The sequence below is a fragment of the Candidatus Paceibacterota bacterium genome (assembly GCA_035452965.1).
GTDB lineage: Bacteria > Verrucomicrobiota > Verrucomicrobiia > Limisphaerales > UBA8199 > UBA8199.
The window spans coordinates 16410-43056 of the sequence record DAOTCE010000015.1; the positions used below are offsets into that span (position 1 = coordinate 16410).

The 26647-nt window shown below is 62.1% G+C and carries 19 protein-coding genes; 11 read left to right on the plus strand and 8 right to left on the minus strand.

All coding sequences use genetic code 11. From position 1 onward, the window contains the following. The first annotated feature begins 95 nt into the window (after positions 1-95). The gene (locus tag P5205_12720) at positions 96-2060 is read left to right on the plus strand and encodes a hypothetical protein (protein ID HSA11223.1); all 1965 of its coding nucleotides are present in this window, start codon (positions 96-98) and stop codon (positions 2058-2060) included. A gap of 26 nt (positions 2061-2086) precedes the next feature. On the opposite strand, the gene P5205_12725 is transcribed toward P5205_12720, so the two are convergent. Continuing rightward, positions 2087-2956: a glutamate--tRNA ligase family protein gene (locus tag P5205_12725; GenBank protein ID HSA11224.1), complete on the minus strand. Its 870-nt coding sequence runs from the start codon at positions 2954-2956 to the stop codon at positions 2087-2089. Positions 2957-3639: 683 nt separating this feature from the next. On the opposite strand from P5205_12725, the gene P5205_12730 reads away from it, so the two are divergent. The 7 genes from P5205_12730 (at position 3640) to nuoB (ending at position 11873) form a co-directional block, all read left to right on the plus strand. After that, entirely contained in the window at positions 3640-4032 is a 393-nt protein-coding gene (locus P5205_12730; protein ID HSA11225.1) for a C4-type zinc ribbon domain-containing protein, read from the plus strand. A gap of 216 nt (positions 4033-4248) precedes the next feature. Continuing rightward, positions 4249-6339 (plus strand): hydrogenase 4 subunit B, encoded by a 2091-nt coding sequence (hyfB, locus tag P5205_12735; protein ID HSA11226.1) that lies wholly within the window; start codon positions 4249-4251, stop codon positions 6337-6339. Further along, positions 6336-7277 carry a respiratory chain complex I subunit 1 family protein gene (locus tag P5205_12740; GenBank protein HSA11227.1) on the plus strand — a complete coding sequence of 314 codons (942 nt, stop codon included), beginning with the start codon at positions 6336-6338 and terminating at the stop codon, positions 7275-7277. Before hyfB ends, P5205_12740 begins: the two co-directional genes overlap by 4 nt. A 1-nt stretch (position 7278) precedes the next feature. Beyond that, positions 7279-7950: a hypothetical protein gene (locus P5205_12745; protein ID HSA11228.1), complete on the plus strand. Its 672-nt coding sequence runs from the start codon at positions 7279-7281 to the stop codon at positions 7948-7950. Next, the gene (locus P5205_12750) at positions 7947-9428 is read left to right on the plus strand and encodes a proton-conducting transporter membrane subunit (protein HSA11229.1); all 1482 of its coding nucleotides are present in this window, start codon (positions 7947-7949) and stop codon (positions 9426-9428) included. The genes P5205_12745 and P5205_12750 overlap by 4 nt, the downstream gene beginning before the upstream one ends. Continuing rightward, positions 9425-11020, plus strand: coding sequence for an NADH-quinone oxidoreductase subunit C (locus P5205_12755; protein ID HSA11230.1), 1596 nt, complete (start codon positions 9425-9427; stop codon positions 11018-11020). The genes P5205_12750 and P5205_12755 overlap by 4 nt, the downstream gene beginning before the upstream one ends. A gap of 16 nt (positions 11021-11036) precedes the next feature. Next, entirely contained in the window at positions 11037-11873 is an 837-nt protein-coding gene (gene nuoB / locus P5205_12760; GenBank protein ID HSA11231.1) for an NADH-quinone oxidoreductase subunit NuoB, read from the plus strand. 82 nt (positions 11874-11955) lie between these two features. Here the strand turns inward: nuoB and ispG are convergent, their stop codons facing one another. The 4 genes from ispG to P5205_12780 form a co-directional block, all read right to left on the minus strand. Further along, positions 11956-13758: a (E)-4-hydroxy-3-methylbut-2-enyl-diphosphate synthase gene (gene ispG / locus P5205_12765; GenBank protein HSA11232.1), complete on the minus strand. Its 1803-nt coding sequence runs from the start codon at positions 13756-13758 to the stop codon at positions 11956-11958. A gap of 97 nt (positions 13759-13855) precedes the next feature. Further along, positions 13856-15244 (minus strand): RIP metalloprotease RseP, encoded by a 1389-nt coding sequence (gene rseP / locus P5205_12770; protein HSA11233.1) that lies wholly within the window; start codon positions 15242-15244, stop codon positions 13856-13858. Positions 15245-15670: 426 nt separating this feature from the next. Then, positions 15671-16810, minus strand: coding sequence for a 1-deoxy-D-xylulose-5-phosphate reductoisomerase (locus tag P5205_12775; protein HSA11234.1), 1140 nt, complete (start codon positions 16808-16810; stop codon positions 15671-15673). Continuing rightward, positions 16807-17730, minus strand: coding sequence for a CDP-archaeol synthase (locus tag P5205_12780; GenBank protein ID HSA11235.1), 924 nt, complete (start codon positions 17728-17730; stop codon positions 16807-16809). The genes P5205_12775 and P5205_12780 overlap by 4 nt, the downstream gene beginning before the upstream one ends. A gap of 188 nt (positions 17731-17918) precedes the next feature. Here P5205_12780 and P5205_12785 point away from each other — a divergent pair, with 188 nt between their 5' ends. Continuing rightward, positions 17919-20603 (plus strand): M28 family peptidase, encoded by a 2685-nt coding sequence (locus P5205_12785; GenBank protein ID HSA11236.1) that lies wholly within the window; start codon positions 17919-17921, stop codon positions 20601-20603. 24 nt (positions 20604-20627) lie between these two features. Here P5205_12785 and P5205_12790 read toward each other — a convergent pair whose 3' ends face one another. Further along, positions 20628-21365, minus strand: a complete 738-nt coding sequence (locus tag P5205_12790) for an isoprenyl transferase (GenBank protein HSA11237.1) — start codon at positions 21363-21365, stop codon at positions 20628-20630. Beyond that, complete coding sequence (locus P5205_12795; protein HSA11238.1) at positions 21366-22634, minus strand: adenylosuccinate synthase; 1269 nt, start codon at positions 22632-22634, stop codon at positions 21366-21368. Between the two features lie 198 nt (positions 22635-22832). Here P5205_12795 and thrH point away from each other — a divergent pair, with 198 nt between their 5' ends. Continuing rightward, positions 22833-23438 (plus strand): bifunctional phosphoserine phosphatase/homoserine phosphotransferase ThrH, encoded by a 606-nt coding sequence (gene thrH, locus P5205_12800; protein HSA11239.1) that lies wholly within the window; start codon positions 22833-22835, stop codon positions 23436-23438. A 23-nt stretch (positions 23439-23461) separates the two neighbouring features. On the opposite strand, the gene P5205_12805 is transcribed toward thrH, so the two are convergent. Beyond that, positions 23462-24859: a sulfatase gene (locus tag P5205_12805; protein HSA11240.1), complete on the minus strand. Its 1398-nt coding sequence runs from the start codon at positions 24857-24859 to the stop codon at positions 23462-23464. Positions 24860-25596: 737 nt separating this feature from the next. Here P5205_12805 and P5205_12810 point away from each other — a divergent pair. Then, positions 25597-26574, plus strand: a complete 978-nt coding sequence (locus P5205_12810; protein ID HSA11241.1) for a glycoside hydrolase family 43 protein — start codon at positions 25597-25599, stop codon at positions 26572-26574. Positions 26575-26647: the final 73 nt, after the last annotated feature.

The following is a 26647-nucleotide window of genomic DNA, read 5'->3' on the forward strand; positions in this document are numbered from 1 at the left end:
CAGCTCAGGTGACAGTGAGCGGAGTGTCTTCTCTGCCGAAAGCGAGGATGCTGGACATTTTGGGCTGCAGGGTCAGACTTGCGACCGGTTGGACGATGAAAACCGCACTGAAGCCAGACGAAACGCGCGCAGTGTCTGAAGCGGGCCGCGGCGTGGCGCCGCCGCTGTTGGCTGCGGTGCTGGTTATGGTGACGGTCCTCATCATTCCCAACGCGCCCTTGGACCTGAAAGTGGACGCGGACACCTCGTCGAGCGCGGTCCTGAATTACGCGGAGCAACAAGGCTTGCAGTTCGGCACAGACCTGGTCTATCTCTACGGCCCGCTCGGACACCTGCTCTATTTCTACTTCTCGCCTGATACCGCGGTGGCGCGCCTGCTGGTGAATACGGTGTTCTGCTTTGTGGTGGCGGCCGGTCTTTGCCTGGCGGCGTGGCGGCTTGGGCTGGTGGGGCGGTGCTTGCTGGTGGGCCTGTTCGTGTTCCTGGCCGCCAATGCCGATCCCCGGACGGATCTGCTGATTGATTCCGGGTTGTTATGCTGGGGGCTGCTCTGCTTTGTGGAAAACGGACGCCGCCTGGTGGTGGCGGTTGCGGTCTTCGTTGCGCTGGCGGCACTTGGCTCGCTGGCGAAGGTGTTGGTGCTATTGATCGGAGGGGTGAGCGTCTTGCTCATTGCGGGCGATCTGGCGACGCGGGGATACCTGCGGTTGGCGGCAGGGATGGTGGCGGGGTTCGTTCTGGCGGTGGTTGTGGGGTGGGTGGGCCTGGGGCAGCGCCTGGGAAACCTCGGCGACTGGCTCGCCAGCTCGCTGGCTGTGGCGCATGGCTACAGTCAAAGCCTGGGTTGGGAAGGGTTGCCCCAGGCGAAGTTCGCCGGACTGGCGGTGGCGCTGATGGGCGTGGCGATGGTGCTCACCCGCGCCTGGACTGCCTTCGAGGAGCCGGGCGAGCGGTTCGGGTGGCGGCGCGGCCTGCTGTTGGCATGGCTTGCGGCCCTGGTGTTCCTGACCTGGAAGCATGGTTTTGGCCGCGGAGATTCCTTTCATGTGGTGTATTTCTTCGGCTTCATGGCGGTGCTGGCGGTGGCGCTGGAGGTCTTGCCCTCCAGCCGATTGGTGGCGCGACATTGGGCTCGGGGACTGGGGATGGCCTGTTGCCTGCTGTCCGTTATCACGCTGCAGTCGCTATACTACCCGACCGGGCTGCGGTCGGTGGCGCACCCTTACCGTCTCTTTCGATACCATGCGCGCTGCCTGCTGAAGCCGGCCGAGTACTGGCAACGCATGGGCGGTATCCTGGAGAAGAAGCGGGATGAAGCCCGATTGCCGCTGCTGCGCAGCATCATCGGGCGCGGGAGCGTGGACGTCTTTGGGCAGCACCCGGTCCATGCGCTGCTCAACGACTTGAACTACTGCCCGCGGCCGGTGTTCCAAAGCTACGTCGCGTGCAATGCGCAGCTCATGCGCTTAAACGAAGAGTTCTATTTTTCGAGCTCTGCGCCGCTGTTTGTGATGTTCACCCTGGGGCCGATAGACCGGCGGTTTCCGCCGCTCGAGGACGCGATGCTGTTGCGGCAGTTGTTGTTTAGTTATGAATTGGCTGGGGCCGAGGGTGACTTTCTCCTGTTAAGAAAGGCGTCTGTCCGCGCGCCGCAGTCAAGGCTGCTGCGCGAAGGAACCGCTCCTCGTGGCGAGCGAATTGACTTGAGCGCTTTCGCCGGGACCAATCTCTGGCTGGAGATTGAATTGGAGCCGACGTGGCTTGGCCGGCTGCGCCAGTTGCTCTACCAATCCTCCACCGTCCGGCTGGCGGCCTGGGGCGAAGGACCCAAGCCCCTGCTGGCCCGCCGCCGCGCACCCGCGACAATGCTGGCCGCCGGGTTTGTGGCCAGTCCGCTGTTGCTGCGAAACGATGATGCCGCAGCGTGGTACAACGGCGAGCCCCGCTGCCGGCCCAGTGGCTATTCCATTGAATTGCCCCCCGGGGACGAGCGCTTCTGGCACAGCACGATTCGTTGGCGCGTATTTGAAACTTCCCGGCGAGAGGAGCCACTGGGTTGAAGTGCGACCAGTGAGACTCCGTGCGCTTACCAGCCAGTGCGCAGGCTCGCGGGGTTTTTGCCCTCCTCCCGCAACCGCCGCAGGCTCAGCGCGTCATGCCGCTTGGCCAGGCGAACGCCCGCCTCATCGGCCATCAATGGGCAGTGATAGAACTGCGGTGGCGTCAACGCCAGCGCGCGATAGAGCAACATCTGGCGCGCCGTGCTCGGCAGCAAATCCGCGCCGCGCACTACTTCGGTGATCTGCATGGCGGCATCATCTACGGTGCAGGCCAGTTGATAGGACGGCTCGTCCACCTGCCGCCAGACCACGAAGTCGCCGAAGTCCTTGCCGGCCACAAAGTGCTGCGCGCCGTAGTTGCCGTCCACAAAGGTAACAGTTTCGCCCTGCGGGACGCGGAAACGCCAGTTGACGCGGGGGCCAGGCGGCCTGAATTGGACTGGCGACGTGACGCCGGTCAGTTCGAGCCCGGCGCCCTTTGCGCGGCAGGTGCCGGGATAGATAGGTTCACGGTCATCTTCCGCATGCGGCGCGCGCGCGGCGGTGAGGATGTCTTTGCGGGAGCAAGTGCAGGGATAGATCACTCCGGCGGCGTGCAGTCGTTCCAAGGCGCCGACGTAGAACTTTCGCCGCTCGCTTTGCGAGTACGGCCCGAAGGGTCCGCCGCAGTCGGGGCCTTCCTGCCAATCGAACCCAAACCACTTGAGGTCCTCGATCATGGCCTCCACGAACTCCATTCGGTAGCGCGTGGAATCCAGGTCTTCGTTCCGCAGGACCAAAGTGCCCCCGCTCGCGCGGGTCCGTTCCTGCGCGACCCAGAATGTTCGCGCGTGGCCCAGATGCAGCAGGCCCGTGGGCGACGGTGCGAGCCGCCCGCGATAGGGCTGATCTGACATTGGCTGCCCCGTGTTCACGCTTCAGGCCGGGCTGAGGCCCTGGAGTTCATAGTTGTCGAGAAGGTTGCTGTGTTCCAACTCACTGTTTGGAGACCATACAAGCTGCCAAGTTGGCCGCGCAAAGCTAAAAGCCAGCCGACTCGTAATCCCTCAGGCTGGCAGGGGACTTTGGCCGAAAGCGCCACCGATTGGACGCCTCGCCGAGGCGGCCCCACCCGAGTCTGAGGTCTTGCGCCGATTCAAGAAGGAGTGTGGGAGGCTGGGGGTGGGGAATTGCGCGTAAGTCACTGCGGTTGAAGCACTTGTGACGGGGGGCGTGCCTTCGGCGGGGTTCGCGAGGTCTTTTTAGAGGCAAGTGCAGCGTTGACAGTGGTTTACACCGGGAAGCCCGGAGAATGTCAAGGCTGTATCCACGGTGTGGATACGGTGTGGATACGGTGAGCATACGGTGAGACTCCATTGTGGGGCGCAGCCGGTTCTCTGGGATGGTCACGCCAATTCAACTGGAGTCGAGGCGGGCCGACAGGGGAGCGGCGGGCTAAGACAGGTTGGCCCGGTTTTGTGCCAGGGATGTCGCCTAAATTGTAGAAAATTAGGTCTTGCGCAGCTTGGAAGCGCATACTATAACGCGTTGTGACTTGTTCAAGCACATCACGTCTGTTCTTAGAACTCTTTTGATCTTTATGAATACTGTTATAGTAGAATTGCTGAAGCTCCAGGCACTGGAGTTTGGCGAAACCTCTGAGAAGAATGTTGAAGCGCAAGCCGCCGTTTTGCGCGCCCAACTGCCCCAACCCATCATTGGCCACTATGACCGGCTCCGCGTCCGTGGAAAGAAGGGAGTGGCGATTGTGCGCAATCAGGTCTGCACCGGCTGCCATATGCGCGTTCCCATTGGCCAGATCACCGAGTTGATGCGGGGTGAGGATATCCAGCTCTGTGAGAGTTGCGGTCGCTACCTTCACCTGCCGGACCCGGCCGAGACTGAGGCCGCGAGCCAGCCCGAGCCGGAGAAACCCGCGGCCAAGGCAAAGTCAAAGCCACGCAAACGCCGGGTATTGGCTCACGCTGCCTGAAGCCGCGCCAAGCTGGATTTTAAAGGGATAAACGAACGCCTCACCGCTCCCGCGGGGGCGAGGCTGCGGTGTGACCTACAGTTCTTCCATGGTTTCCAAATCAACCATTACTTGTGCCGGGCCGTTTTTGTCGGCGGTTAGTTCCCCGCCGGCGGTCGTCGTGCGGCGCAGGGAGCTCGGTCCGACCATGCTCGAGCAAGCGAGGATGCGGCTGGGATGAGCAGCGCCCTTACAGACCTGCAATCCACCACGCTGCTGCAGTTCGCCTTGTGCGTGTATGGGGTGGGAGGAGTGGGCAGTTTGGCCGCGATACGGCGGGAGAAGCTTGCTAATCTTGTCGGCTTTGGCAGCGGCACGGTGGCCGCAATCTGCGGGATTGGGGCGGCACTCCTCGCGTTGATCGGCGAACCGGCGGACGGGGCGAGGAGCTTTGATTTGTGGCCGTCCCTGATTCCCTTCGTAAGGCTGTCGGTCAAGCTCGATCCCCTGAGCGCGTTTTTTGTGCTGATCGTGTCGGTCCTCGCACTGGCACTGTCCATCTACTCCTTCGGTTATGTGCGCGGGTTTTACGGGCGGAAGAGTGTCGGGGCGCTGGGGGCTCTTTACAATGCACTGCTGCTGGCGACGACGCTGGTGTTTACGGCGGGCAACGCGCTCTTCTTTCTCGTCGCCTGGGAAATCATGGCGCTAACGGCCTATTGCCTGGTCAGCTTCGAGCATGAGCAGGCCGAGACGCGCAATGCGGGCGTGCTCTTCTTCATCATGTCGCACGTTGGAACGGGGTGCTTGATTGTTGGCTTTCTGCTGTTGTTTCAGGCCTCGGGCCAGGCGTTGGGCGATTTCAGCCCGGAGGCATACTCGTTCGAGAACTTCCGCGCACTGGGCAGCAACCTGTCGCCTGGCCGGCGGGACGCCGCGTTCGTGTTCTTCCTGCTGGGCTTTGGGGTGAAGGCCGGCATCGTGCCGCTGCACGTCTGGCTGCCGGCGGCGCATCCAGTGGCACCCAGCAACGCTTCCGCGCTGTTGTCGGGCGTAATGATAAAGACCGGCATTTATGGTTTGACGAGGGTGTTATTCGACTTCCTGGGGACGCCGCCCAACTGGTGGGGCATCACCATTCTGACGGTGGGGACCGTATCCGCGGTGTTGGGCGTGCTCTACGCGCTGATGGAGCACGATCTTAAGCGTTTGCTCGCCTACCATAGCATCGAGAACATTGGCATCATCCTCATGGGTTTGGGCGCGGCCTTGATGTTCCTGCACACAGGGCATCCGGTGCTGGCATCCCTGGCGTTGATTGCCGGGCTCTATCACACCCTCAACCACGCGATCTTCAAGGCGCTGCTGTTCCTGGGCGCGGGCGCCGTCCTGCACGCGACGCGCACGCGCAACATGGAGGCGATGGGCGGCCTGATAAAGCGCATGCCCAAAACGGCTTTCTTCTTCCTAATGGGCGCAGTGGCAATCTCAGCCCTGCCGCCGCTCAATGGGTTTGTCAGTGAATGGCTCACCTACCAATCCCTGCTGCAGGGCTTTGGCACGACGAGCAGCCTGGTGAAGCTGATGTTCCCGCTGAGCGGGGCGATGCTGGCGCTCACGGGCGCGCTGGCGGCGGCCTGTTTTGTGAAGGCGTTTGGCATCACGTTCCTGGCCCAGCCCCGCAGCGAGCAAGCGGCGCAGGCGCACGAGGCCTCCCCCACCATGTTGTTGGGGATGGGACTGCTCACCGTCGCTTGCGTGTTCCTGGGCTTGTTCCCGACGGTCTTTCTCACGGTGTTCGGTCCGCTCACCCAACAGCTCCTGGGGCAGCCGCTTCCGGGCTATTTGACCCGGGGCAACGGTTGGGTGCTGGGCAATGCGCAGGAGTTAGGCGGAACGGTTTCCACGCTGGGCATCCTTCTCACGGGGCTTTGCCTCGCTCCAGTGCCGCTGGTGTTGTGGCTGTTCTTCGGTCGGCGTACGCAGGTGCGCATTGGACCGACCTGGGACTGCGGCCTGAGGGGCCTGACCCCGCAAATGGAATACACCGCCACCGGCTTCTCCAAGCCTCTGCGCATGATTTTCAAGGCCCTGTTTCGGCCGCACCGCGAAGTCCAGCGTGAATATGACTACTCGCCGTATTTCGCCACCACCCTGCGCTTTGAGAGCCACATCGAAGAGGCTTTTGTCACGCGGCTTTACCGGCCTTTCAAACGGGCGGTGCTGCTGATTTCCCGTCGGATGCGCGTCTTGCAGGCGGGCAGCATCCAGGCCTACCTCATCTACATCTTCGTCACGCTGCTGCTCCTGTTGCTGGTCGCGTTATGAACGCCGTTATCGCCATCTTACTGCAAACCGTTTTGCTGCTGGCGCTGGCGCCGTTGATCAGCGGTTGCATCCGCAACTGGAAGGCTAAGCTGCAGAACCGCCGCGGGCCCCGCGTCTGGCAGCCGTACCTGGACCTGGCGAAGTTCCTGCGCAAGGACATGGTGATCTCCGAGCATGCTTCCTGGATCTTCCGAGCCATGCCCAAGGTGCTGTTCATTTCCACACTGCTGGCGGGGCTGATGGTGCCGCTGGTGAGCGCCTCGGCGCCGTTGAGCCTGTTTGGCGGCGCGCTGGCCTTTGTCGGCTTGCTGGCGCTTGGGCGGTTCTTCCTGGCGCTGGGCGGGCTGGACACCGCGAGCGCCTTTGGCGGGATGGGCAGCAGCCGCGAGATGACCATCTCGGCGATTGCCGAGCCGGCCTTGATGCTGGCGATTTTCACGGTGGCCATCAAAGCCGGTTCGACGAATCTGAGCCAGATGCTACTGGCGGCACAGGGCCCGACGTGGCAGTTGCTCAACCCGGCGCACGTGCTGGCCTTTGCCGCTTTGTTTATCGTGCTGCTGGCCGAAACAGGGCGCATCCCGGTGGACAACCCGGCGACCCACCTGGAGCTGACGATGATCCATGAGGCGATGATCCTGGAATACTCAGGCCGCTACCTGGCGCTCATCGAGTGGAGCGCCTCGGTCAAGCAGCTTGTGCTGATGGCCCTGCTGGTAAACATCTTTTTCCCGGTCGGCATCGCCACGAACCTGAGCGCGGTTTCACTGGGGCTATCGCTGGCCTGGTTTGTGGCCAAGCTGCTGGTGCTCGCGGCGGCGGTTGTGCTCGTCGAGACCACCAATGCCAAGCTGCGCCTGTTTCGGGTGCCGGACTTGCTGAGCGCGGCCTTTATTCTGGCCACCCTGGCGCTGCTCTCGACCTTTCTATTCCAGTAGCATGAACCCGCCCCAATCCGAACTCGCCTCCCAATGGATCACCCTGCTGGCCGCGGGAATGCTGGTGATCCAGTTGCTGATGGTCGTGCAACGCATGCTGCTGACGAACATCCGGCTTTTTGCCTTGCAGTCGGTAATGTTGGCGGCCATCGCCGCGACGGTCGCCGCCTCTCATGCCAACGCCACACACGTCTATTGGGTGGCTGGGCTGACCCTGGCGGGCAAAGTCTTCTTCCTTCCCTGGTTGTTGCACCGGCAGGTGCGCCGCATTCATATCGAACAAGAGATCGCGCCGCTGTTGAACGCCTCGGCCTCGATGCTGCTCTGCGGCGGGTTCACGCTGTTGGGCTACATTGTCGCGCGTCCGTTCACCTCCCTCGCCCACCTGGGCAATAACACGCTGGGTGTCGCTGTCACCCTACTGCTGACGGGCTTCTTCCTCATGATCAACCGGCGCAAGGCGATCACCCAGGTCCTGGCCCTGCTGACCGTCGAAAATGGCGTGATGCTCGCCGCCGTCGCTCTGACCGCCTACGGCATGCCGCTGGTGGTGGAGCTGGGGATATTCTTCGACCTCATGGTGGCAATCATGGTGCTCGGATTGCTGGTGTACCGCATCCGCGATCGCTTCTCCTCGATGGACGTCAGCAAGCTGAGCGAACTTAAAGGATGAGCGTGCTTGTTTCCATATTGGTCGCGCCCATCGTCGCCGGGCTGCTCTGCCTGTTGCTGCCTTCCCGCCGCGCGATGGCCTTGACGAACGTCCTTGGCTTTGCCGTGACGCTCGGACTCAGCCTCCAATTGCTGCCGGCGGTGCTGCAACCGCCTTACGCCGTCACGGAGTGCGATGAGTTCTTTCGCGCCGACGCTCTGAGCGCCTGGATGGCGCTCCTGATCTCGGTGGTCTCGCTCGGCAGCGCCTTGTACGCCGGGCGTTACTTCCGCCGCGACCTGGCGGCGCAGGCCGTGACGCCGGGCCGGGTGAAGGAGTTCTATGTGCTGACGCCCCTGTTCAGCGGCGGCATGTTTCTCGTCGTGCTGGCCAACAACCTGGGCGTGATGTGGTTTGCCCTGGAGGCCACCGCACTTTCTTCGGTGCTGCTGGTGGCGATTTACAACCGCAAGACCTCTCTCGAGGCGGCCTGGAAGTACGTGATCCTGGGGAGCCTGGGCTTGGCGCTGGCGCTGTTCGGCACGGTGTTCACCTACGCGGCGGCCATTGACCAGCGCGCTGCGACGGGCCTGCCCAACTTCAATTGGTCGCACCTGATGGCCATTGCCGGCCAATTGGACACGCGCATGATCAAGCTGGCGTTCGTTTTTGTCCTGGTCGGCTATGGCACCAAAGCCGGGCTGGCGCCCATGCATACCTGGCTGCCGGATGCGCACAGCGAGGCGCCCTCGCCCACCAGCGCGATGCTTTCCGGCGTATCGTTGAAAGTGGCGCTGTATGCCCTGCTGCGTTTCCACATCCTGACGACCGCCTCGCTGGGCACCCCATTCAGCCAGACGCTGCTGTTGGTGTTTGGGCTCGCCTCGATGTGCCTGGCGGCCCCCTTCATCCTGGTCCAGACCAATCTCAAGCGGCTGTTGGCGTACTCCAGCCTTGAGCATGTGGGCTTGATCTGCGCCGGCATCGGCCTCAATTCTCCGATGACCATTTTTGGCGCGCTATTGCACATGGGGTATCACGCGCTGACCAAGCCGGTGCTGTTCTTCGCCGCCGGCAACATCCACCAGACGTGGCATACCCTCCAGCTTCGACGGATCGGCACCGGCGTGGCCAAAGTGCTGCCGTGGACTGCCCTCTGCCTGGGCCTGGGCGGGGCGGCGGCGGCAGGCCTGCCCCCCTTCGGACTGTTCTTCAGCGAACTGACGGTGCTCAGCGGCGGTTTCGCCTCCGGTCAGACGGCGGCGACGGCGATCCTGCTGGGCGCGATTCTGGCCTCCTTCTGCGGTATTTTGTACCAGCTCACGCGCATCCTGCCCGGCACCCCGAAGGTTGCGCGGACCACGGACGCGTCCCCGCTCGACGGTGTGCCGACCATGGTGCTGATGCTCGGTACGCTGCTGGTCTTCAGCCTCTGGCTGCCGGCACCGCTGCTCGAAGTGGTGCGCCAAGCCGCGCGTGTGATCGGAGGTTTGCCTTGAAACCGCTGCCCGAACTCCAGCCGGCCTTGTTGGATCTGACCGAGCGCTTTGGGGAGCGCATTCAGCCAGTCCAGGTTGCCCGCCCCAACGAGGTCTATTTGCAGGCCCCAACGGAGCTCGTTCCCGGTCTCTGCGCGCAGCTTTACAGGAAGTGCAACGCCCGGTTGGTCAGCTTGTTTGCCGATGACGCCCGCGCGCATGCCGGCGTTTTCCACCTCTATTACGCGTTCGCGCTCGACACGGCGCATGGCTTCATCATCCTGCGCGTGCCGGTGTCCCCGGCGCACCCGCAGTTTACCTCGCTTACCAACGCCCTGCCGGCCGTCAACTGGCAGGAGCGTGAGATTCAGGACCTCTTCGGCCTTCGGCTTGAGGGGCACCCCAACCCGCGCCGCTGCGCGCTGCACGACGATTGGCCCGACGTGTATCCCTTGCGGAAGGACTTTGACTTGCGCGCCTCGCTGCCACCCTTCACCGGGGAACGCCATAAGTTCCGGAAGGTCGAGGGTGAAGGCGTATTCCAGGTGCCGGTGGGGCCGGTGCATGCGGGCATCATCGAGCCCGGGCACTTCCTGTTCAGCGTCGCGGGCGAGCCCGTCCTCTACCTGCAAATCCGTCTCTTCTACACCCACAAAGGCACCGAGAAGCTCTTTGAGAATATCCCGGTCACCCACGGTGTCACGCTGGCGGAGAGCATCTCCGGCGACTCCAGCTTTGCGCATGCAACCGCCTTTTGCCACGCCGTGGAGCGCGCCGCCGACCTGGAAGTTCCGCCGCGCGCCCGCGCGTTGCGCAGCGTTTGCCTCGAGTTAGAGCGCATCTACAACCACGTCGCCGACATTGGCGCCATCGCCACGGATGTGGCGTTCGTGGTCGCAAACGCTCACGCCATGAGGCTCAAAGAACGTATGCTGCGCCTTAATGAGCAGCTCACCGGCAACCGGCTCCTGCGCGGCATGGCTGCCCTGGGGGGTGTCCGTTATGATTGGAGCGCGACTCAAATCGAGGCGCTCATCCGCTTGGCGCAGGACCTCCGTCCGGAGTTTGAATCCCTGGTCGCCTTGATCCTGGAGTCCTCTTCCACCCTCGACCGGCTCGAAACCACCGGCATCCTCAAGCCCGAAGCCGCCCGCGACCTCGGCGTAGTCGGAATTGCGGGCCGCGCCTCCGGTTTTGAACACGACCTGCGCCGCGACTTCCCCCACGCGGCCTATGACCGCGTGGCTTTCCCTGTTCCCGTCTTTCAGGAAGGGGATGTGTTGCGCCGTTTGCAGGTCCGCGTAGAGGAGGTACGCGCAGCGCTGAGCATTATCGAGCAGTTGGCCGCCGCGCTGCCTGACGGGAAGGTGCGGGTGTCTCTGCCTTCGCTGCCGCCGGACGCCGTTGCGCTGGGTTACGTCGAAGGATGGCGCGGAGAGATCTTTCATTGGATTCGCACCGGTCCCGGCGGCCGGCTCGCCCGCTGCAAAGTCAAGGACCCGTCCTTGCAGAACTGGCCGGCGCTCAGCGAAGCCATCCTTGGCAACATCGTCCCGGACTTTCCCGTGGTGAACAAGAGCTTCAACCTGTCCTATTCCGGCACTGACCGCTGACCCTTGCGCCCCATCCATGTTTGACATCATACGCAACAGCCTGGTCGCTGGGATTGTCACGACGGATTATCCGCAGGCGGCCGCCCAGGTCTCCAGTCAGGCGCGCGGGCGGCCGGAGATAGATTATTCTGCGTGGAAGGACGCGCGTCCGGCCGCGGCGGCATGCCCGACCGGCGCCCTCGCCTGTGCTGACAGCGGCGGCACGCGCGCCGTAACGCTGGACCTCGGCAAATGCACCTTCTGCGGCCTGTGCGCCGAGACCGACCCCGCCATCCGCATGACGAACATCTGCGAGTTGGCCACCCGGTGCAAAGCTGACCTGGTCACCACGGTGCGCTACCAACTCGCCGCGGGTGGCACCCAGGCCGGGCTGCTCGACCGCCAGCCATTGCCCGGTAATTCTCAACCCGCCTTCATTGACGCCCTCGGCGCGCAATTGAAGGCTCGCATAGACAAAGTGCTCGGCCGATCATTGCATATCCGGGAAGTTGACGCCGGTTCCTGCAACGGGTGCGAGGTTGAGATTGTCGGGCTCAACAGCCCGGTCTACGACATCGAGCGCCTGGGCATCCACTTCGTAGCCTCGCCGCGGCACGCCGACATGCTGCTGGTTACCGGCCCGGTCTCACGCAACATGGAATTGGCCCTGCGCAAAACTTACGACGCTATGCCCGGACCTCGGTTGGTGGTGGCGGTGGGGGCCTGCGGTTGCAGCGGGGGCATCTTTGGTCAGAACTACGCGAGTCTGGGCGGTGTGGATAAGGTTATTCCCGTGGATGTCTATATTCCCGGCTGCCCGCCCAACCCTCATGCCCTACTGCATGGCATCCTCACGGCCATAGGCCGCCTATAGCCTGAGCATCCTGTCGTCAAAACCTGTGCGGTGCGGGGTGAGATGCCGCCGCTGACCCGCCGGCGGGACGCCTACGCTACTTTCACTTGCCCTGGGGTTCGGCCCATTTGCCGTGCTCGCGGATGAGGTCCACGAGGCGGTCCACGGCTTCGGCTTCGGGGATGTTGAACTTGAGGGGGGTTTTGCCGACGTAGAGGTTGATCTTGCCGGGGGCTCCGCCGACGTAGCCGAAATCGGCGTCGGCCATTTCGCCGGGGCCGTTGACGATGCAGCCCATGATGGCGATCTTAACGCCCTTGAGGTGTTCCGTGCGTGCCTTGATGCGGGCGGTGACGGTCTGGAGGTTGAAGAGGGTGCGACCGCAGGAAGGGCAGGCGACGTAGTCGGTCTTGAAGGAGCGGCAGCCGACGGCTTGTAGGATGTTGTAGGCCAGGCGCAACGATTGGCCGGCGCCGGGTTCGCCGCGGACGAGGATGGCGTCGCCGATGCCGTCGGCCAGCAGTGAGCCTATGACGACGGAGGCGCGGAGCAGGGCGATTCTGGGCTCCAGAGGCGGCATGGGCAGGCTGAGGCAATCCTTTAGGAGTATGGGGTTGTTGTGTCCAAGGCGCTTCAGCTTGGCCGAGAGCAACCGGAAGGCGGCGGTGGCAGGCATCGGCACGTCGTCCTTTACGGTCACAAGCTGCGTGCCGCAATTGATGGCGAAGTCGGTGCGGGGGTCCGCCTCGATGACGTTCAGGTCCTCGTAAACCGCCTCGGGCTTTACGTCGGCGCGTGCGGTGAGCTTAGGGGCGACTCTGTCCCAGGTGGCGCGGGTGACGACGACGCGCACAGTTTGGCTTCCACCGCACTTGATGTCAGGGACCAGCGCGATTTCCGGCGTCGAGCGGCGGGTGTAGGAGAAGGGGTCAAAGGGAAAGGCTGCGGGCTGCGGACTGCAGGCGAAAGTCGAAGTGCGCCGGCTGACGTCGGCAGCTACGGTGAGGTGCGGGATCTGGGAGAGGAGATCGCGGCAGACTTCGATTTCGCGCGGGGAGTCCTCGGTGAGGGAGACGCGGATGGTGTCGCCCAGGCCGTCGCAGAGCAGCGAGCCGATGCCGATGGCGCTCTTGATGCGGCCATCCTCGCCTTCGCCGGCCTCGGTGACGCCGAGGTGGAGCGGGTAGTTCCAATCCGGGCCTTCCCGTTCCAGGCGGGCGACCAGCAACCGGTAGCACTGGATCATGATCTTGGGGTTGCTGGACTTCATGGAGAACTTGAAGTTGTGGAAGTCGTGTTTGCGGGCGATGCGGGCGAACTCCAGGGCGCTCTCGACCATGCCGAGCGGGGAATCGCCGAAGCGGTTCATGATGCGGTCGCTGAGCGAGCCGTGGTTGGTGCCGATGCGCAGCGCGCGGCCGAGCTCTTTGCAGAGCTTCACCAGGGGGGTGAACTTCTCCTCGATGCGCGCCAGTTCGGCGGCGTATTGCTCCTCCGAGTATTCCTTGATGGCGAACTTCTTGGTGTCGGCGTAGTTGCCGGGGTTGATGCGCACCATCTCGACCCACTGCGCGGCCTCAAGGGCGGCCTCGGGTTTAAAGTGGATGTCGGCGACGATGGGAACAAGGCAGCCGCGGGCGCGCAGTTCGGCGACGATGTTCTTGAGGTTGGCGGCGTCCTTAACCGTCGGGGCGGTGATGCGCACGATCTGGCAACCGACTGCCACGAGGTCCAGCGTCTGCTTGACGCACTCGGCGGTGTCCATGGTGTCGCAGGTGATCATGGACTGCATCACGACGGGGTGGCCGCCTCCGATGATGACGCCGCCGCGCTGGGGATCACCAACCCTGACCTCCCGGGTGGGGCGGCGGAGGTGGAAATAAGGGGATGCGCAGTGCGGGGACATTGTCAGCCGCGGCTAACCGGGGATGGACGCGCCGCGCCAGCCAATCGTCCATGGCAGGTGGCAGATGACGAATTCACGGGGCACGCGTGGAAGCGGTTCAGCGGTTGGTCGCCGGGGCGGTTTGCGGCTCTTCGATGGTGACCTCCTGCTTGAACATCGAGCGGAACAGTGAATAGCGGCGCACGTCGTTGAAGGAAACGTAGAGCATGAAGCCGATGAGCAGTATGGCGAAGGCGGTGGTTGTGTATTCCACCAGACGGTTGGGCAGGGGCCGGCCAAACAGCCGTTCGACGAAGGCCATGACGATGTGGCCGCCGTCCAGCACCGGCATCGGGAAGAGGTTGATGATCGCAAGGTTGATGTTGAGCAGGACGAGGAAGCTCAGGGCCAGGCGCCAATCGGTGTTCACGTAGGCAGCGAGCATCGCCAGGATGCCCGGGGGGCCGCTCAGGTCTTTCAATCCCACACCCGTTTGCTTGGAATGGACCAGCGCGGAGAATGTGCTGACGGTGCGTTCGACCACGCTGACGATCTGGGTCCAGGGCGGGACATGCTCAATCCGGTAAATGGGTTTGCCGGGTCCGATCTCGGCGCCGATGCGGCCCACGTTGGCTTTTGGGTCGCTTTGGGGTGTTACTGTAAGCGTTTGGCGCCGACCGTCCCTCCGGACGACGATTTCCTTGGTTTCACCGGCGCACTTTCCAACCAGGCTGATGAATTGTTCGGCTCCGTGCACTGGGACCTGGGCGAACATGAGAATTTCGTCACCGGACTTCAGTCCCGATTCCTCGGCCGGGCGGTCGGGCAGCACCCGCTTAATGATCGGGTGGTCACGCGGGTCGAGATTGAGGATTTTGAGGCCGAGGGCTTCGCTCACGACCGTCGTCAGGGTGTAGGTGTTGGTGGATTGCCCGGGCCGGGCGATGACCACTTGCAGGTTGGTGCTATGGGCCAAAATGGTGGTTTCCTGAACCTCGTGCCAGGAAGTGATTGGCTTGCCGTCCACGGAGAGAATCTCATCGCCGGGTTGAATCCCGAGTTTCGCCTCCGGGGAACCTGGATCCACGTAGCCGATGATGGGGGGATTGACTTGAACGGGCATGCCGACGACCCACAGAAAGCAGGCGATGGCAATGCCAAAGACGACGTTCATCAGCGGGCCGGCAAAGGCGACCTGGATCTTGGCCCAGGGCGAAGCGGGAGGCAGCGGTTCGGCGCCTTCCGCCGCTTTGCCTTCCAAGGCCTCGGAAGTCACCATCTGCGGCAGTTTCACGAAGCCCCCGGCTGGAATCCAGCGCCAGGACCATTCCACGCCGTCGCGCATCCAACTGACGATCTTGGGACCAAACCCAATCGAGAAGCCCTCGATCTTGAGGCCGCGGCGCAACGCCATCCAGTAATGCCCATATTCATGGACAAAAACCGCGGCGCCAAAGAGCAGGAGCATCGCCACGACCACATAAACAATGTTCAATAGCCAGATCATCGGATGGGAGAACTTAGCCGGACTGGGCGCTTATGCCAGTCAATTATTTGTGGGCCATGTCAGGTGGGGGTGCTCTGGCGCCTCCCCCGCCAAGAGGTGTAAGTTCCTTAATTGCAGCAGGATACCGCAATCGGAGGAGGGAAAGGCCCAGTTTTGAGCCAAAATCGTTATAAGCCTTGCAATGACAGTGTGTTACACGGTAACTCGTCCGCGATGTCAAGGCTGTATCTACGGTGTGGAGACGGTGTGGATACGGTTAGGATACGTTGAGGTCCCCTTGGTGAAGGGGGCTTGGTTGGGGGCAGCAGCAGAGTGATTCGCGCGGTTTTCGTCGAAGGGGCGATGTAGTTTGACTGCGGTCAGTCAAGGTGGTGCGTCGTTTGTTGGCGCGTGTGAATACGTTGTCCGGGAAAGGTCCGGGCGGCGCTAACGCCTGGCCGCTTCGGCGCGCGCCCAATCGTCGGCGGCGATGATTTGCTCCAAAGTGGGGTGGGCCCTCACTTGGTGCTGGTCCATAGTTCGGCGCACAACGGCGGTGATATCCAGGAAGCTGATTTGCCGATTCACGAATGCCTCGACGGCTACCTCATTGGCGGCGTTGAGCACGGCCGGCAGCGTGCCACCTGTCTCCCCCGCCCGGCGCGCCAGTTCCAGCGACGGGAAGCGCTCGGGGTCGGGTTCCTCGAAAGTCAGGCAACCGAGCTTTGCCAGATTGGTTTGGACCCGGTCACTGGGCGCGCGGTCGGGGTAGGTGAGGGCGTATTGAATCGGCAGGCACATGTCCGGCGTCGAAAGCTGCGCCAGGATCGAGCCATCCACAAACTCCACCATGGAATGCACTACGCTCTGGGGATGGACCACTACCGACACGCGGGCCATCTCAACGTCGAACAACCACCGCGCTTCGACCATCTCCAGCCCTTTGTTGAAGAGGGTGGCCGAGTCAATCGTGATCTTCCGGCCCATGACCCAGGATGGGTGCTTTAAGGCCCGCTCGACGGTAATGGCCGGGAACTCCTCTTTGGGAGTCGTGCGAAAGGGGCCGCCCGAGGCGGTCAGCCAGAGCCGCCGGACGGAACTGGCGGGTTTGCCATCCAGGCATTGGAAGATGGCCGAGTGTTCGCTGTCAACGGTCAACACTTTGACCCTGTACTCGCGCGCTTCGCGCATGACGATTTCACCAGCCATGACCAGGATCTCTTTGGAGGCCACGGCGATGTCCTTGCCCGCGCGAATGGCTGCCAGCGCGGGCTGCAGGCCCGCAGTGCCCACAATGGCGATTAACACCAGGTCGGCCCCGGGCAAGGTGGCAAGCTTTACCAGTCCCTCCGCGCCGGTGAAGACCTCCGTGCCGGTGCCGAGGAGGTCGCGCAGTTGGCGGGCTTTTGCCGGGTCGGAGATGGAAATGGCTTCGGGCCGGTGCCTTCGGGTCTGTTCGAGCAGCAGCTCCAGGTTATTGCCCGCCGCCAGCCCGACCAGGCGGATTCGCTCCGGCAGGTCCTCGGCCACTTTGATGGTGCTGGTGCCGATGGAGCCGGTGCTGCCCAGTAGAACGACGTTCTTCATGGGGCCGTCAGCACATGTCGCAAATACAAATACATGATCGGCGCATTAAACAGCAGGCTGTCCAGCAAGTCGAGGATGCCCCCGATGCCGGGGAAGAAACGGCCCGAGTCCTTGACCCCCGCCTCGCGCTTGAACAGCGACTCGATCAAGTCACCGACCACCGCGCAGACGCTCAGGATGACCCCGAGGATTACCGCATGCCGCCAGTTCATTCCCGCCATGTTCGCCCCCAGAAAGTGCGCGAAGGCCAGGCTCGCCAGCGTCGAGGCCACAATGGCCCCCGCAAATCCTTCCCAGGTCTTCTGTGGACTGATTCGCGGGATCATCTTGTGGCACCCGATCAGCGAGCCCACCACGTAGGCCCCCGTGTCGCTGAACTTGGTGATCAGGATGAAGTACAGCAGGTAATACCGCCCCTCGACACCGGGGAAGAAACATATCTTCTGGATGAAGTTCAGCAGCCAGGGCACATACATCAGGCCGAACAGTGTCGTGGAGATCGCCAGAATGCCGGCGGTGTTGCTGCGGGACAGGAACTGCCGCAGACAGAGACCCAGGACGAACAATATGAGGAAGCTTACTTCGAAGTCGTTGACGCGCGCCGGGCTGCCTGAGGTTCCTATCTGCCCCGTCAGGTTAAGGAAGGTGCCCAGCATCAGGAGGACCCCTCCCAGGATGCCCCAGCCTTTGAAGCAAACCAGCCCGCGCTTGGCTGCCAGCCCGTAGAATTCCGCGAGCCCAAACGTTGACAGCAACAGCATCACCAGCAGAAACACGCAGTCCGCCACCAATTGGTTGCTCGAGAACAGCGCCGTCAGCACCAAGGTCCACAGGACGACAAAACTGCCCAGGCGCCGCATGAATACCTGCCGCTTAGAGGGCGCAACAGGGGCGGGCGCGAACGTGGTCATCTCAGGCATGCCGCTAAAGGCTATGTTCCCCGCGGCGGCTGTCGAGCCATTTCCTCCGGGCCTGGCGCAGCGAACTGCGCGAGGAGCGAATCAGCTTGATCTTCAAAGTCTTCCGGCTATGATCAGACACCATGATGTGCCATGTGAATTGGCTCCCGCGCTCGCGGGGATGCAAAAGAGGGGTAGTTGTTTCCATTGTGCTGTCAGCTTTGGCCTGCTTGCCGGACCAGGTCGCCTTGGCAGCTCCACCCACGGTGCAGGAACTGGTCAACCAGTTCAGCATGGCCAACTACTTCAACGTCGTTAGCAACAAGCTCTACACCCGCCAGGGCATGAACCGCGCCCCCGTGCAGGTGGGGGGAGCGGAACACGACTTATGTCGCGACGCCATTTACGATGAGTTCCAACGGGTTGGGCTGGCTCCTTACAAGGATCCTTTCTCCTACGTGGATACGGCCGGCCCCACTACGGTTCACGTCTGCAACGTCATCGCCGTCAAGGAAGGCGTCCAAAACCCGAACAACGAAATCTATGTCCTCGGCGCTCACTATGACTCTCGCGAGAACCCGGGCGCGGATGACAATGCCACCGGCGTCGGTTGCGCGCTGGAAATGGCCCGCATCTTTGCCCCCTATCATTTCGCCAAGACCATCGTCTTTGGCATCTTCGACAGCGAGGAGCGTTACGAATACGGCACCGGCCGGCACCGACTGGGCAGTCTCCGCTACGTGGACCAACACGGCACCGAAAATATCAAGGGCATGATCTCCGTGGACATGATCGGCTGGCAGGCGCCACCGCCGAACAACAACCGCGCCGGTATCCGCGGGCGGGCCAGCTTCAACGGCATCTGCAACGACCTGCTAGCGGCTCTCGCAACCTATGGTGACGGGCTTATCGGCATGATCTCCACCTCCGAAAACATGAGCGACCACTACTCCTTTGCGCAGGCGGGCATCCCGGCTTGTTGTTTGATCGAATACAATTACAACGGCAACAACAACTACCATGAGGCCAGCGATTACGTCGAGAATCCCGGCTACCTGGACTGGTCATATCTTCAGAAGATGTGCAAAGGTGCCATCGGCTACTTCGCCACCCAGCTTCAGCCGGTGGATGTAACTCCGCAGTTCCTTTCCTTCCAGCCCACCAATAGCGCCCTGCTGATTAACGCCTTAGGCCTGCAGCGTTGCCAATACGCGATTGACCTATGCACCAATCTGGCAGCGCCATTTTGGCTGCCCCTCGGAACCAATACGGCCTCCCTTACAGATGGGACATTTGCGATCCTCGACACGGAGGCTGGCAATCGTCCCTGTGGGTTCTATCGGGCACGATTTGTCGCCGGCTATGTTGGTGGCGGGGGCGTCGCTCCCAACATCACCACGCAACCGCTTCACCGCGTCGTGGACACCGGCGCGGCCACCAGCTTCGCCGTCTTGGCAACTGGCGACGCTCCTCTTACCTACCAGTGGTGGCGGAACGGCAGCGCCTTTCCGGGCGCTACCGACAGCTCTTTTACGATTCCTGAGGCCCAATCCACGCATGCCGGGGATTACTACGTCGTGGTTGCCAACTACTCAGGCAGTGTGACCAGCCGGGTTGTCTCCCTCACCGTGTATCCTGAGCAGACCGTGGCCTTTGCGGATAATCTCGACGCCGACACCTCGGCCAACTGGACCGTCAGCAGGAGTTCGACCGACACGCGATGCACCTTCAACTACGATTACGCCGCCGACGGCATTCCCTCCGCCCCCAATTCGACCGGCGGCACGACGCGCGGGGTGAAGTTCGAGGCGAACATGGCCAATGGCGCCGCGGCCGCGCTCTCCATGTCGCCCATCGGGCAGAGCTTCGAGGGAGACTACCGTCTGCGCTTCGACATGTGGATCAACGCCAACGGGCCGTTCCCCTTGGGTGGCACGGGATCCACGGAGTACATCACGGGCGGCCTTGGCACCAGCGGCGGGCACGTGCAATGGACAAAGTCCGACAGTGAGACCGATGGTTACTGGTTTGCGGTGGCTGGCGAGGGACAGGCAGTTGACACCTCAACCACTTCCGACTACGGCGCGTACGCTGGCATTGACGTGCAGGCGGCCACCAGCGGCGTTTACTTCGCCGGCACCGATTCCAACTCACGCGGCAACCTGAATGTGTATTACACCACCGCTTTTCCCGCCGGCCAGGCTCCACCGCTGCTGCAGCAATCCACCTATCCCCAGCAAACCGGCGCGTTGCAGGGAGGCGCGGTCGGCTTCGCGTGGCGTGAGGTTATCATCGCCAAACGCGGCAACATCGTGGAGTGGTCTATTGACGGAGTGAAGCTTGCCGCTTTTACTAGCGCCTCCGTGACCGCCGATAACATCTTTGTGGGGTACTGGGATCCTTTCGCGTCCATATCCGACAACTCGGCGCTGAGCTTCGGCCTCGTGGACAATGTTTGCGTGGAAGTGTCCACCAACAGCACGCCGCCGGCGGATATCATCATAGATAACCCGGCTGCCACCGTAGTTGGCGCTTGGATCACTGGCATCTCCGCGGCAGGCAGATATGGCGACGACTACTACTTCGACGACGACAAGGGGGCTGGCGCCGAGTATGTGGAATTCCGGCCGACTCTCCAGGCGAGCGGCAATTACGATGTCTACGAGTGGCACTCGGTTGGGACGAACCGCGCAACGGATGCACCGGTCGAGATTGGTTACAATGGCGGAACTCAGACCGTGAGGATCAACCAGCAGGAGAATGGCGGCACCTGGGTGCCGCTTGGCACCTACAACTTCCTGGCTGGCAGCAGCGGCTACGTGCGGATCAAGGATAACTTCACGACGTACAATGTCGTGATTGCCGACGCCGTGAAGTTCGTCTACGTGCCGTAGGGCTTCCCCGGCGCACTGCGGCGGTTACAGCCCTCCAAACCGCCGGTGTCGCCGGTGGTATTCCTCCAGGGCCGCGTAGAACTGCGGCTTGCGGAAGTCAGGCCACAGGGTCGGCGTTACCACCAATTCAGTGTAGGAAATCTGCCACAGCAGAAAGTTGCTGATCCGCATCTCCCCGCTGGTTCGGATGAGAACGTCCGGGTCGGGCACGTTACGCGTGTAAAGGTGCTGGGCGAAGATCTGTTCCGTGATGTCCGGCGGGTCCAACTCCCCGGCCTTGACCTTCTTGGCGATGCTGCGCACCGCGTCCACGATCTCCGTGCGTCCTCCGTAACTTAGCGCCATGATTAACGTCAACCCGTTGTTCTTCGCGAGGGTGGTGATGGACTTCTGCAGGTGTTCCTGCACCACCTCGGGCAGGCGGTACACCTGCCCAATGATTTCGAGCCGCACGTTATTCTTGTTCAACTCGGGCGTCTCGCTTTTGAGGTAATGCACCAGATATTTCATCAGCGCGTCCACCTCTTCCTTGGGCCGGTTCCAATTCTCCACCGAGAAGGCGTAGAGGGTCAGGTACTTGATGCCCAGCTCGCCCGAAGTCCGGATAATGACGCGCGCGGATTCAGCGCCTGCGCGGTGGCCTTCGATGCGCGGCAGGTGCCGTTGTCGCGCCCAGCGTCCATTGCCATCCATGATGATCGCCACATGGCGGGGCAGGGCCGCCTTGGCCTCGGTACTCAGATGGGCAGCCTGAGGGTTCATTCAGACCATAATCGTCTGCTCTCGCCCGGGGCCGACCGAGACGATGGCCAGTTCCGCCCCGCTCAACTCCGCCAGCGCCTTGAGATAGGCGCGAGCCTTGGCCGGGAGGGTGCTCCATTTGCGGGCGCCGTGCGTGGGGGTGCGCCACCCGGGGAACTCCGCATAGACGGGTTTGCAGCGGGAGAGCACTTCAATGTCGTTCGGCACGTAGTCGTAGCGCCGGGCGCCGTCGCGGTACCCGATACAGACCTTGATGGTCTCCACGGTATCCAAACCGTCAATGTTCGTGACGGCCAGTTCATCAATGCCGTTGACCATGCAAGCGTGGCGCGTGGCGACCGCATCGAACCAGCCGCAGCGCCGCGGCCGGCCGGTCGTCGCGCCAAACTCGCGGCCCATCGCGTGGAGCATGTCGGCAATCTCGGCATTCTCGGTCGGGAGCGGGCCTTCGCCGACCCGCGTAGTGTAGGCCTTCATCACGCCCACGACCCGGTCCATGCGATGCGGCGGGATGCCCGACCCGGTGCACGCGCCGCCCGCGGTGGTATTGGATGAAGTCACAAACGGATACGTGCCGTGATCAATATCCAGGAACGTTCCTTGCGCGCCTTCAAAGAGTATATCATCGCCCCGGCGCACGGCCTCGTGCAGCAGAATGACAGTGTTGGCCACGAACGGTTTGAGATAATCGCCCGCCTGACGGTACTCCCGGTGGATCTTCTCGAACGAGAGCGCTCTGGCGCCGAAGGCCTTCAGGATTTCATTGTTTTCCTTGATCTTCAGCGCGAGTTGCTGCTTGAACCGCTCCGGACTGATCAAGTCAATCACCCGCAGGCCCGTGCGGGCCGCCTTGTCGCCGTAAGCCGGGCCGATCCCGCGCTTGGTGGTGCCGATCTTGTTTTCGCCCTTAAGAAGCTCGCGCTGGGCGTCCAATTCGCGGTGATAGGGGAACACCACATGTGCCGTCTCGCTGAGGTAGAGATTGCCGTCAATGTGGACCCCGAGCTTGCGCAGCCCCTCGACTTCCTGGACCAGCCCTACGGGATCCACGACTACGCCGTTGCCGATCACGCAGACCTTGTTCTTGCGCAGAATGCCCGAGGGCACCAGGTGCAGAATGTACTTCTGCCCTTTGATGCGCACGGTGTGGCCGGCGTTGTTGCCGCCCTGTGTGCGGACTACCACATCCGCCTGCTCGGTCAGCACGTCAATTATCTTGCCTTTGCCCTCATCGCCCCATTGGACGCCCACCAGAATCGTATTCGCCATAGTGTAAAAACGTTATTCACTGGCCGGGCGCGAACAGGCTCGCGGCGCAGGACCGGCACGCAACAAAAACCCCAAACGCTAGTTTGGGGACAAGGCCATTGAGCTCTTGCGTTAGGACACTAGATAAGCGCGCCGCTCCTGTCAATGGCCGATAATGCCGCGTTGCTTTCACGGCAGTCTTTTGAAACAATCACCCCGGTGAAACAATCAATTGTAACCCTGGATATGGAGGGAGTGCTGACTCCCGAAATCTGGATTGCGGTGGCTGAAAAGACGGGCATCCAAGAGCTGCGCCGCACGACCCGCGACGAGCCGGACTACGACAAGCTCATGCGCGGCCGTCTCCAGATTCTCGACCAGCACGGCCTCAGACTTTCCGACATCCAGCAGGTTATCGGCACGCTGCGCCCGCTCGAGGGGGCGAAGGGGTTCCTCGATGAGCTTCGCTCCCTGGTGCAGGTCATCATCCTCTCCGACACCTTCGAACAGTTTGCAGCCCCGCTGCTTCGCCAGCTTGGCTGGCCCACGTTGCTCTGCCATCGGCTGGTGGTTGAGGGCGACCGCATCGTTGACTACAAGCTCCGCGTCGCCGAGCAGAAGCAAAAGGCCGTGGCCGCCTTAAAGCTGCTGAACTACTACGTCATCTCGGGGGGTGATTCCTTCAACGACACCGCCATGCTTAGCGAAGCCCACGTCGGCTTCCTGTTCCGGGCGCCGGAGAACGTAAGGAAGCAGTTCCCGCAGTTCAAGGCGGTCGAGGCCTATGCCGACCTGATGAGGCTGATCCGGGGCGCAATGGGCTGATCCGGCCTCTCCAGCCATCAGTGCTAAAACTGCAACTTGCCGCGCGTCACAGTGGCGCGGTGCTCTTCGGCGATCCTGGTGAGTTCGGCAACAACTTCCGGGTGCTCGCTGGCCACATCAAACTGTTCGGATGGATCTTCTGTGATGTTGTGGAGCAGCGGCGGATTGTGCTTGATGGGATCCGCCTTGCTGTAACCGTCGTGAGTGGTGAAGTGCGCTTTGAATGGTCCTTTGCGCACAGCGTAAAGCATATCGCCATAGTAATAATACTCGACCAGGCGCTTGCTCTTGCCGTTGTCGAATAGTATCGGCGTCATATCCATGCTATCCATCGGACGATCATCCGGCATCTTGCCACCCGCCAGCCGCACGCAGGTGCTGAACAGGTCCAGGCTGCTGGCAATCTCGCGGGTCACTCCCGCCGGGACTTTCCCCGGCCACCGGGCAATCGCGGGAACGCGGTAACCGCCTTCCCATGTCCCGGCCTTTCCATCGCGCAACAAACCGGCGGAACCGCCGTTCCATTTCTTCTGCAACCAGGGGCCGTTGTCGCTGGTGAAGAACACCAATGTGTTCTTCTCCAACTTGGCTTGGCGCAGCCATTTCAGCACCTCGCCCACGCTCCAATCAACCTCCTCCACCGTATCCCCGTAGCGTCCACGCGGGCTCTTGCCCTTAAACTCCGGCGAGGCGAACAACGGCACGTGCGGGAAGGTATGCGCGAAATAGAGGAAAAACGGCTTCTGCTTGTTTTGCTCCATGAACCGAATCGCTTCCTCAGTGTAACGTTTCGTCAAGGTTGTCTGGTCAACCGGGCGCTCGATAACTTTCGTATTCTGCATCAGCGGCACGTTGAAGCTGTGGAAATCCGGGTTCTGGGTCATGCTCTCCGTCCTGCGAAGCTCTGTGCTGACCCAATCGCTGTCATTTGAATAGGGCAGGCCGAAGAATGAATCAAATCCGCGCATCGTGGGCAGGTAGTCCGGCAGGTCGCCCAGGTGCCACTTGCCGATTGCGCACGTTGTATAGCCCTTGGTCTTCAAAGCGCGGGCAATCGTGATCTCCTCCGCGGGCAATCCGCCGGAATGCTTCGGATAGAGCACATGCCGGCCCGGCCCGCCAGCCATGCCGCTGCGAATGGGGAGCCGCCCGGTCATTAGCGCTGCCCGGCTGGGTGTGCAAAGCGGGGCCCCTGAGTAGAAATCGGTGAACCGCAACCCTTCAGCGGCCATCTGGTCGAGGTTCGGCGTGCGAATGCTCGGATGGCCGTAGCACCCCAGATCGCCGTAACCCAGATCGTCCGCCAGAATGATGATGATGTTGGGAGCCTGAGCCGCGTGCGCGGCATACATGATCGCACCGGCCAATAGGGTCAACCCGGCTGCAAGGATCATGGTAGTGCATTTCGTCTTGCTCATCATGACCTCGGTTCATGGCAGAATGAAATAGGACTGGCAAGCGAGTAGTTTAGTCCACGCCGTGCCTGAAAAGGTCCGCCACGCAGCCCACTTGGCCAGTATGGGTTAGAATGGTCAAACGGGGCAGGTGGGCTCAAGTCCTGCATCGCAAGCCGGATGTCCCCGTCCACGCCCGCCGACTGCCGCTCGCCCCTGGATCTTGAAGCACCCTGCCCCCAAGCCAGATAGGGCGATGTGACGGTCCCAATCCGGGGGGACTACGGTGTGTATCCCATGGGGGTCGGCCCCCATGGGATACACACTGGGGCATAACGCGTGTCACACCGTTGTCGCACCGGCAATTATGGCTGTGGGGGCTGCGGGAGGACGCACTACTGTCCTAAAAATGGACACAACGCAAATTCCCACCAGCGCGGCTATTCAGTCCAGGAATATGGGACTGTGCACATTGCCTCCACGAGCGCGTTTTCGCCCATTCAGGCCAGGTCTCTGCTTGCTTGACAGCACGGGTCCGAGGTTACAGGCTTCCGTCGCCGGGCAGAGGCCCGGAGAGATCTATGGCAATTAACCAACTTACCGACCAACTGCCAGTTTACGACAAGCGAACAGGCGCCATTCCAAGCAGCCTGCCCGCTGGCGACTTCGCATCCTGCCGCTGGTGGGTAATGCTGGGAGCCGTCTGTCACATAGTCATATTTGGGGTAGGATGTTCAGCTCCCTCGGACGTTTCCAAGTCCACAGTGGGCGATTCCAGCGTTTACACAAATCCCGTGTACGCCGGGTCTATGCCTGACCCGTCGGTAATACGGTACAAAGGGGTCTATTACGCCTTCGGAACGACCGGCAACGGGCGCACCCCGGATGACCGCATTTTCACGGCGCTGCGCTCACGAAATCTGGTGGATTGGGAGAAGCTGGGCGGCGCCTTGATTCCGCCATCACCTAATCGCCGCGCGCAGTACTGGGCGCCAGAGGTCACCTTCGACCGGGGCACCTTCTACATGTATTACTCGATGGGGGGCATTGAGACCGAGAAGTTCGAAATCCGTGTCGCCTCCAGCCGCCAGCCGGAAGGGCCCTACGTGGACACCGGTCACAAACTGGTGGATTGCCAAACCAATCGCTTCACCATTGATGCCTTCCCCTTCAAGGATGACGACGGCCAATGGTATATGTTTTACGCGCGCAACTTTCCCACCAATGAACCAGGTCTGCACCCGGGCACAGCCATAGTCGTGGATCGCCTGCTGGACATGACCCGCCTGGCGGGGGATTGCCGCGTAGTCGTGCGCGCCCGCTACGACTGGACACTTTACGAAGCCAATCGCCGCATGGACGTGTATGACGCGACCTTTAACTGGCACACCATTGAAGGGCCATGTGTGGTAAAGCACAATGGCCGCTACTACTGCTTTTACAGCGGGGCCAACTACCAGACTGCCCGCTACGGGGTGGATTACGTCGTGGCCGACCACCCGCTAGGACCTTACACCGGTCAGGGCGACCATGCCCGGGTGCTGCACAGCGTCGAAGGCCTCGTTCGCGGGCCGGGCCACCATTCCATCGTGCCGAACCCACACGGGAAGGGGCAGTCTATCCTCTATCACGCCTGGGACCCGGCCATGCGGGTGCGCTGGATGTGCCTGGACAAGCTGCTCTGGACGCCCGATGGCCCCCGGTGCGAAGGCCCCACCTGGACGGCCCAGCCAGCGCCGTGACCAGCTTGACAGCCGCCTCGACCGCAGCCGGCGCATAGCGCTTAAGGCCTGCAGCCAACACTACGTCATCCTG

What these genes read in the sequence shown, in the direction of transcription:
- P5205_12720 (HSA11223.1), top strand. Translation starts at nt 96, where the DNA reads ATGAAAACCGCACTGAAGCCAGACGAAACGCGCGCAGTGTCTGAAGCG.
- P5205_12725 (HSA11224.1), bottom strand. Translation starts at nt 2,956, where the DNA reads ATGTCAGATCAGCCCTATCGCGGGCGGCTCGCACCGTCGCCCACGGGC.
- P5205_12730 (HSA11225.1), top strand. Translation starts at nt 3,640, where the DNA reads ATGAATACTGTTATAGTAGAATTGCTGAAGCTCCAGGCACTGGAGTTT.
- hyfB (HSA11226.1), top strand. Translation starts at nt 4,249, where the DNA reads ATGAGCAGCGCCCTTACAGACCTGCAATCCACCACGCTGCTGCAGTTC.
- P5205_12740 (HSA11227.1), top strand. Translation starts at nt 6,336, where the DNA reads ATGAACGCCGTTATCGCCATCTTACTGCAAACCGTTTTGCTGCTGGCG.
- P5205_12745 (HSA11228.1), top strand. Translation starts at nt 7,279, where the DNA reads ATGAACCCGCCCCAATCCGAACTCGCCTCCCAATGGATCACCCTGCTG.
- P5205_12750 (HSA11229.1), top strand. Translation starts at nt 7,947, where the DNA reads ATGAGCGTGCTTGTTTCCATATTGGTCGCGCCCATCGTCGCCGGGCTG.
- nuoB (HSA11231.1), top strand. Translation starts at nt 11,037, where the DNA reads ATGTTTGACATCATACGCAACAGCCTGGTCGCTGGGATTGTCACGACG.
- ispG (HSA11232.1), bottom strand. Translation starts at nt 13,758, where the DNA reads ATGTCCCCGCACTGCGCATCCCCTTATTTCCACCTCCGCCGCCCCACC.
- rseP (HSA11233.1), bottom strand. Translation starts at nt 15,244, where the DNA reads ATGATCTGGCTATTGAACATTGTTTATGTGGTCGTGGCGATGCTCCTG.
- P5205_12775 (HSA11234.1), bottom strand. Translation starts at nt 16,810, where the DNA reads ATGAAGAACGTCGTTCTACTGGGCAGCACCGGCTCCATCGGCACCAGC.
- P5205_12780 (HSA11235.1), bottom strand. Translation starts at nt 17,730, where the DNA reads ATGCCTGAGATGACCACGTTCGCGCCCGCCCCTGTTGCGCCCTCTAAG.
- P5205_12790 (HSA11237.1), bottom strand. Translation starts at nt 21,365, where the DNA reads ATGAACCCTCAGGCTGCCCATCTGAGTACCGAGGCCAAGGCGGCCCTG.
- P5205_12795 (HSA11238.1), bottom strand. Translation starts at nt 22,634, where the DNA reads ATGGCGAATACGATTCTGGTGGGCGTCCAATGGGGCGATGAGGGCAAA.
- P5205_12805 (HSA11240.1), bottom strand. Translation starts at nt 24,859, where the DNA reads ATGATGAGCAAGACGAAATGCACTACCATGATCCTTGCAGCCGGGTTG.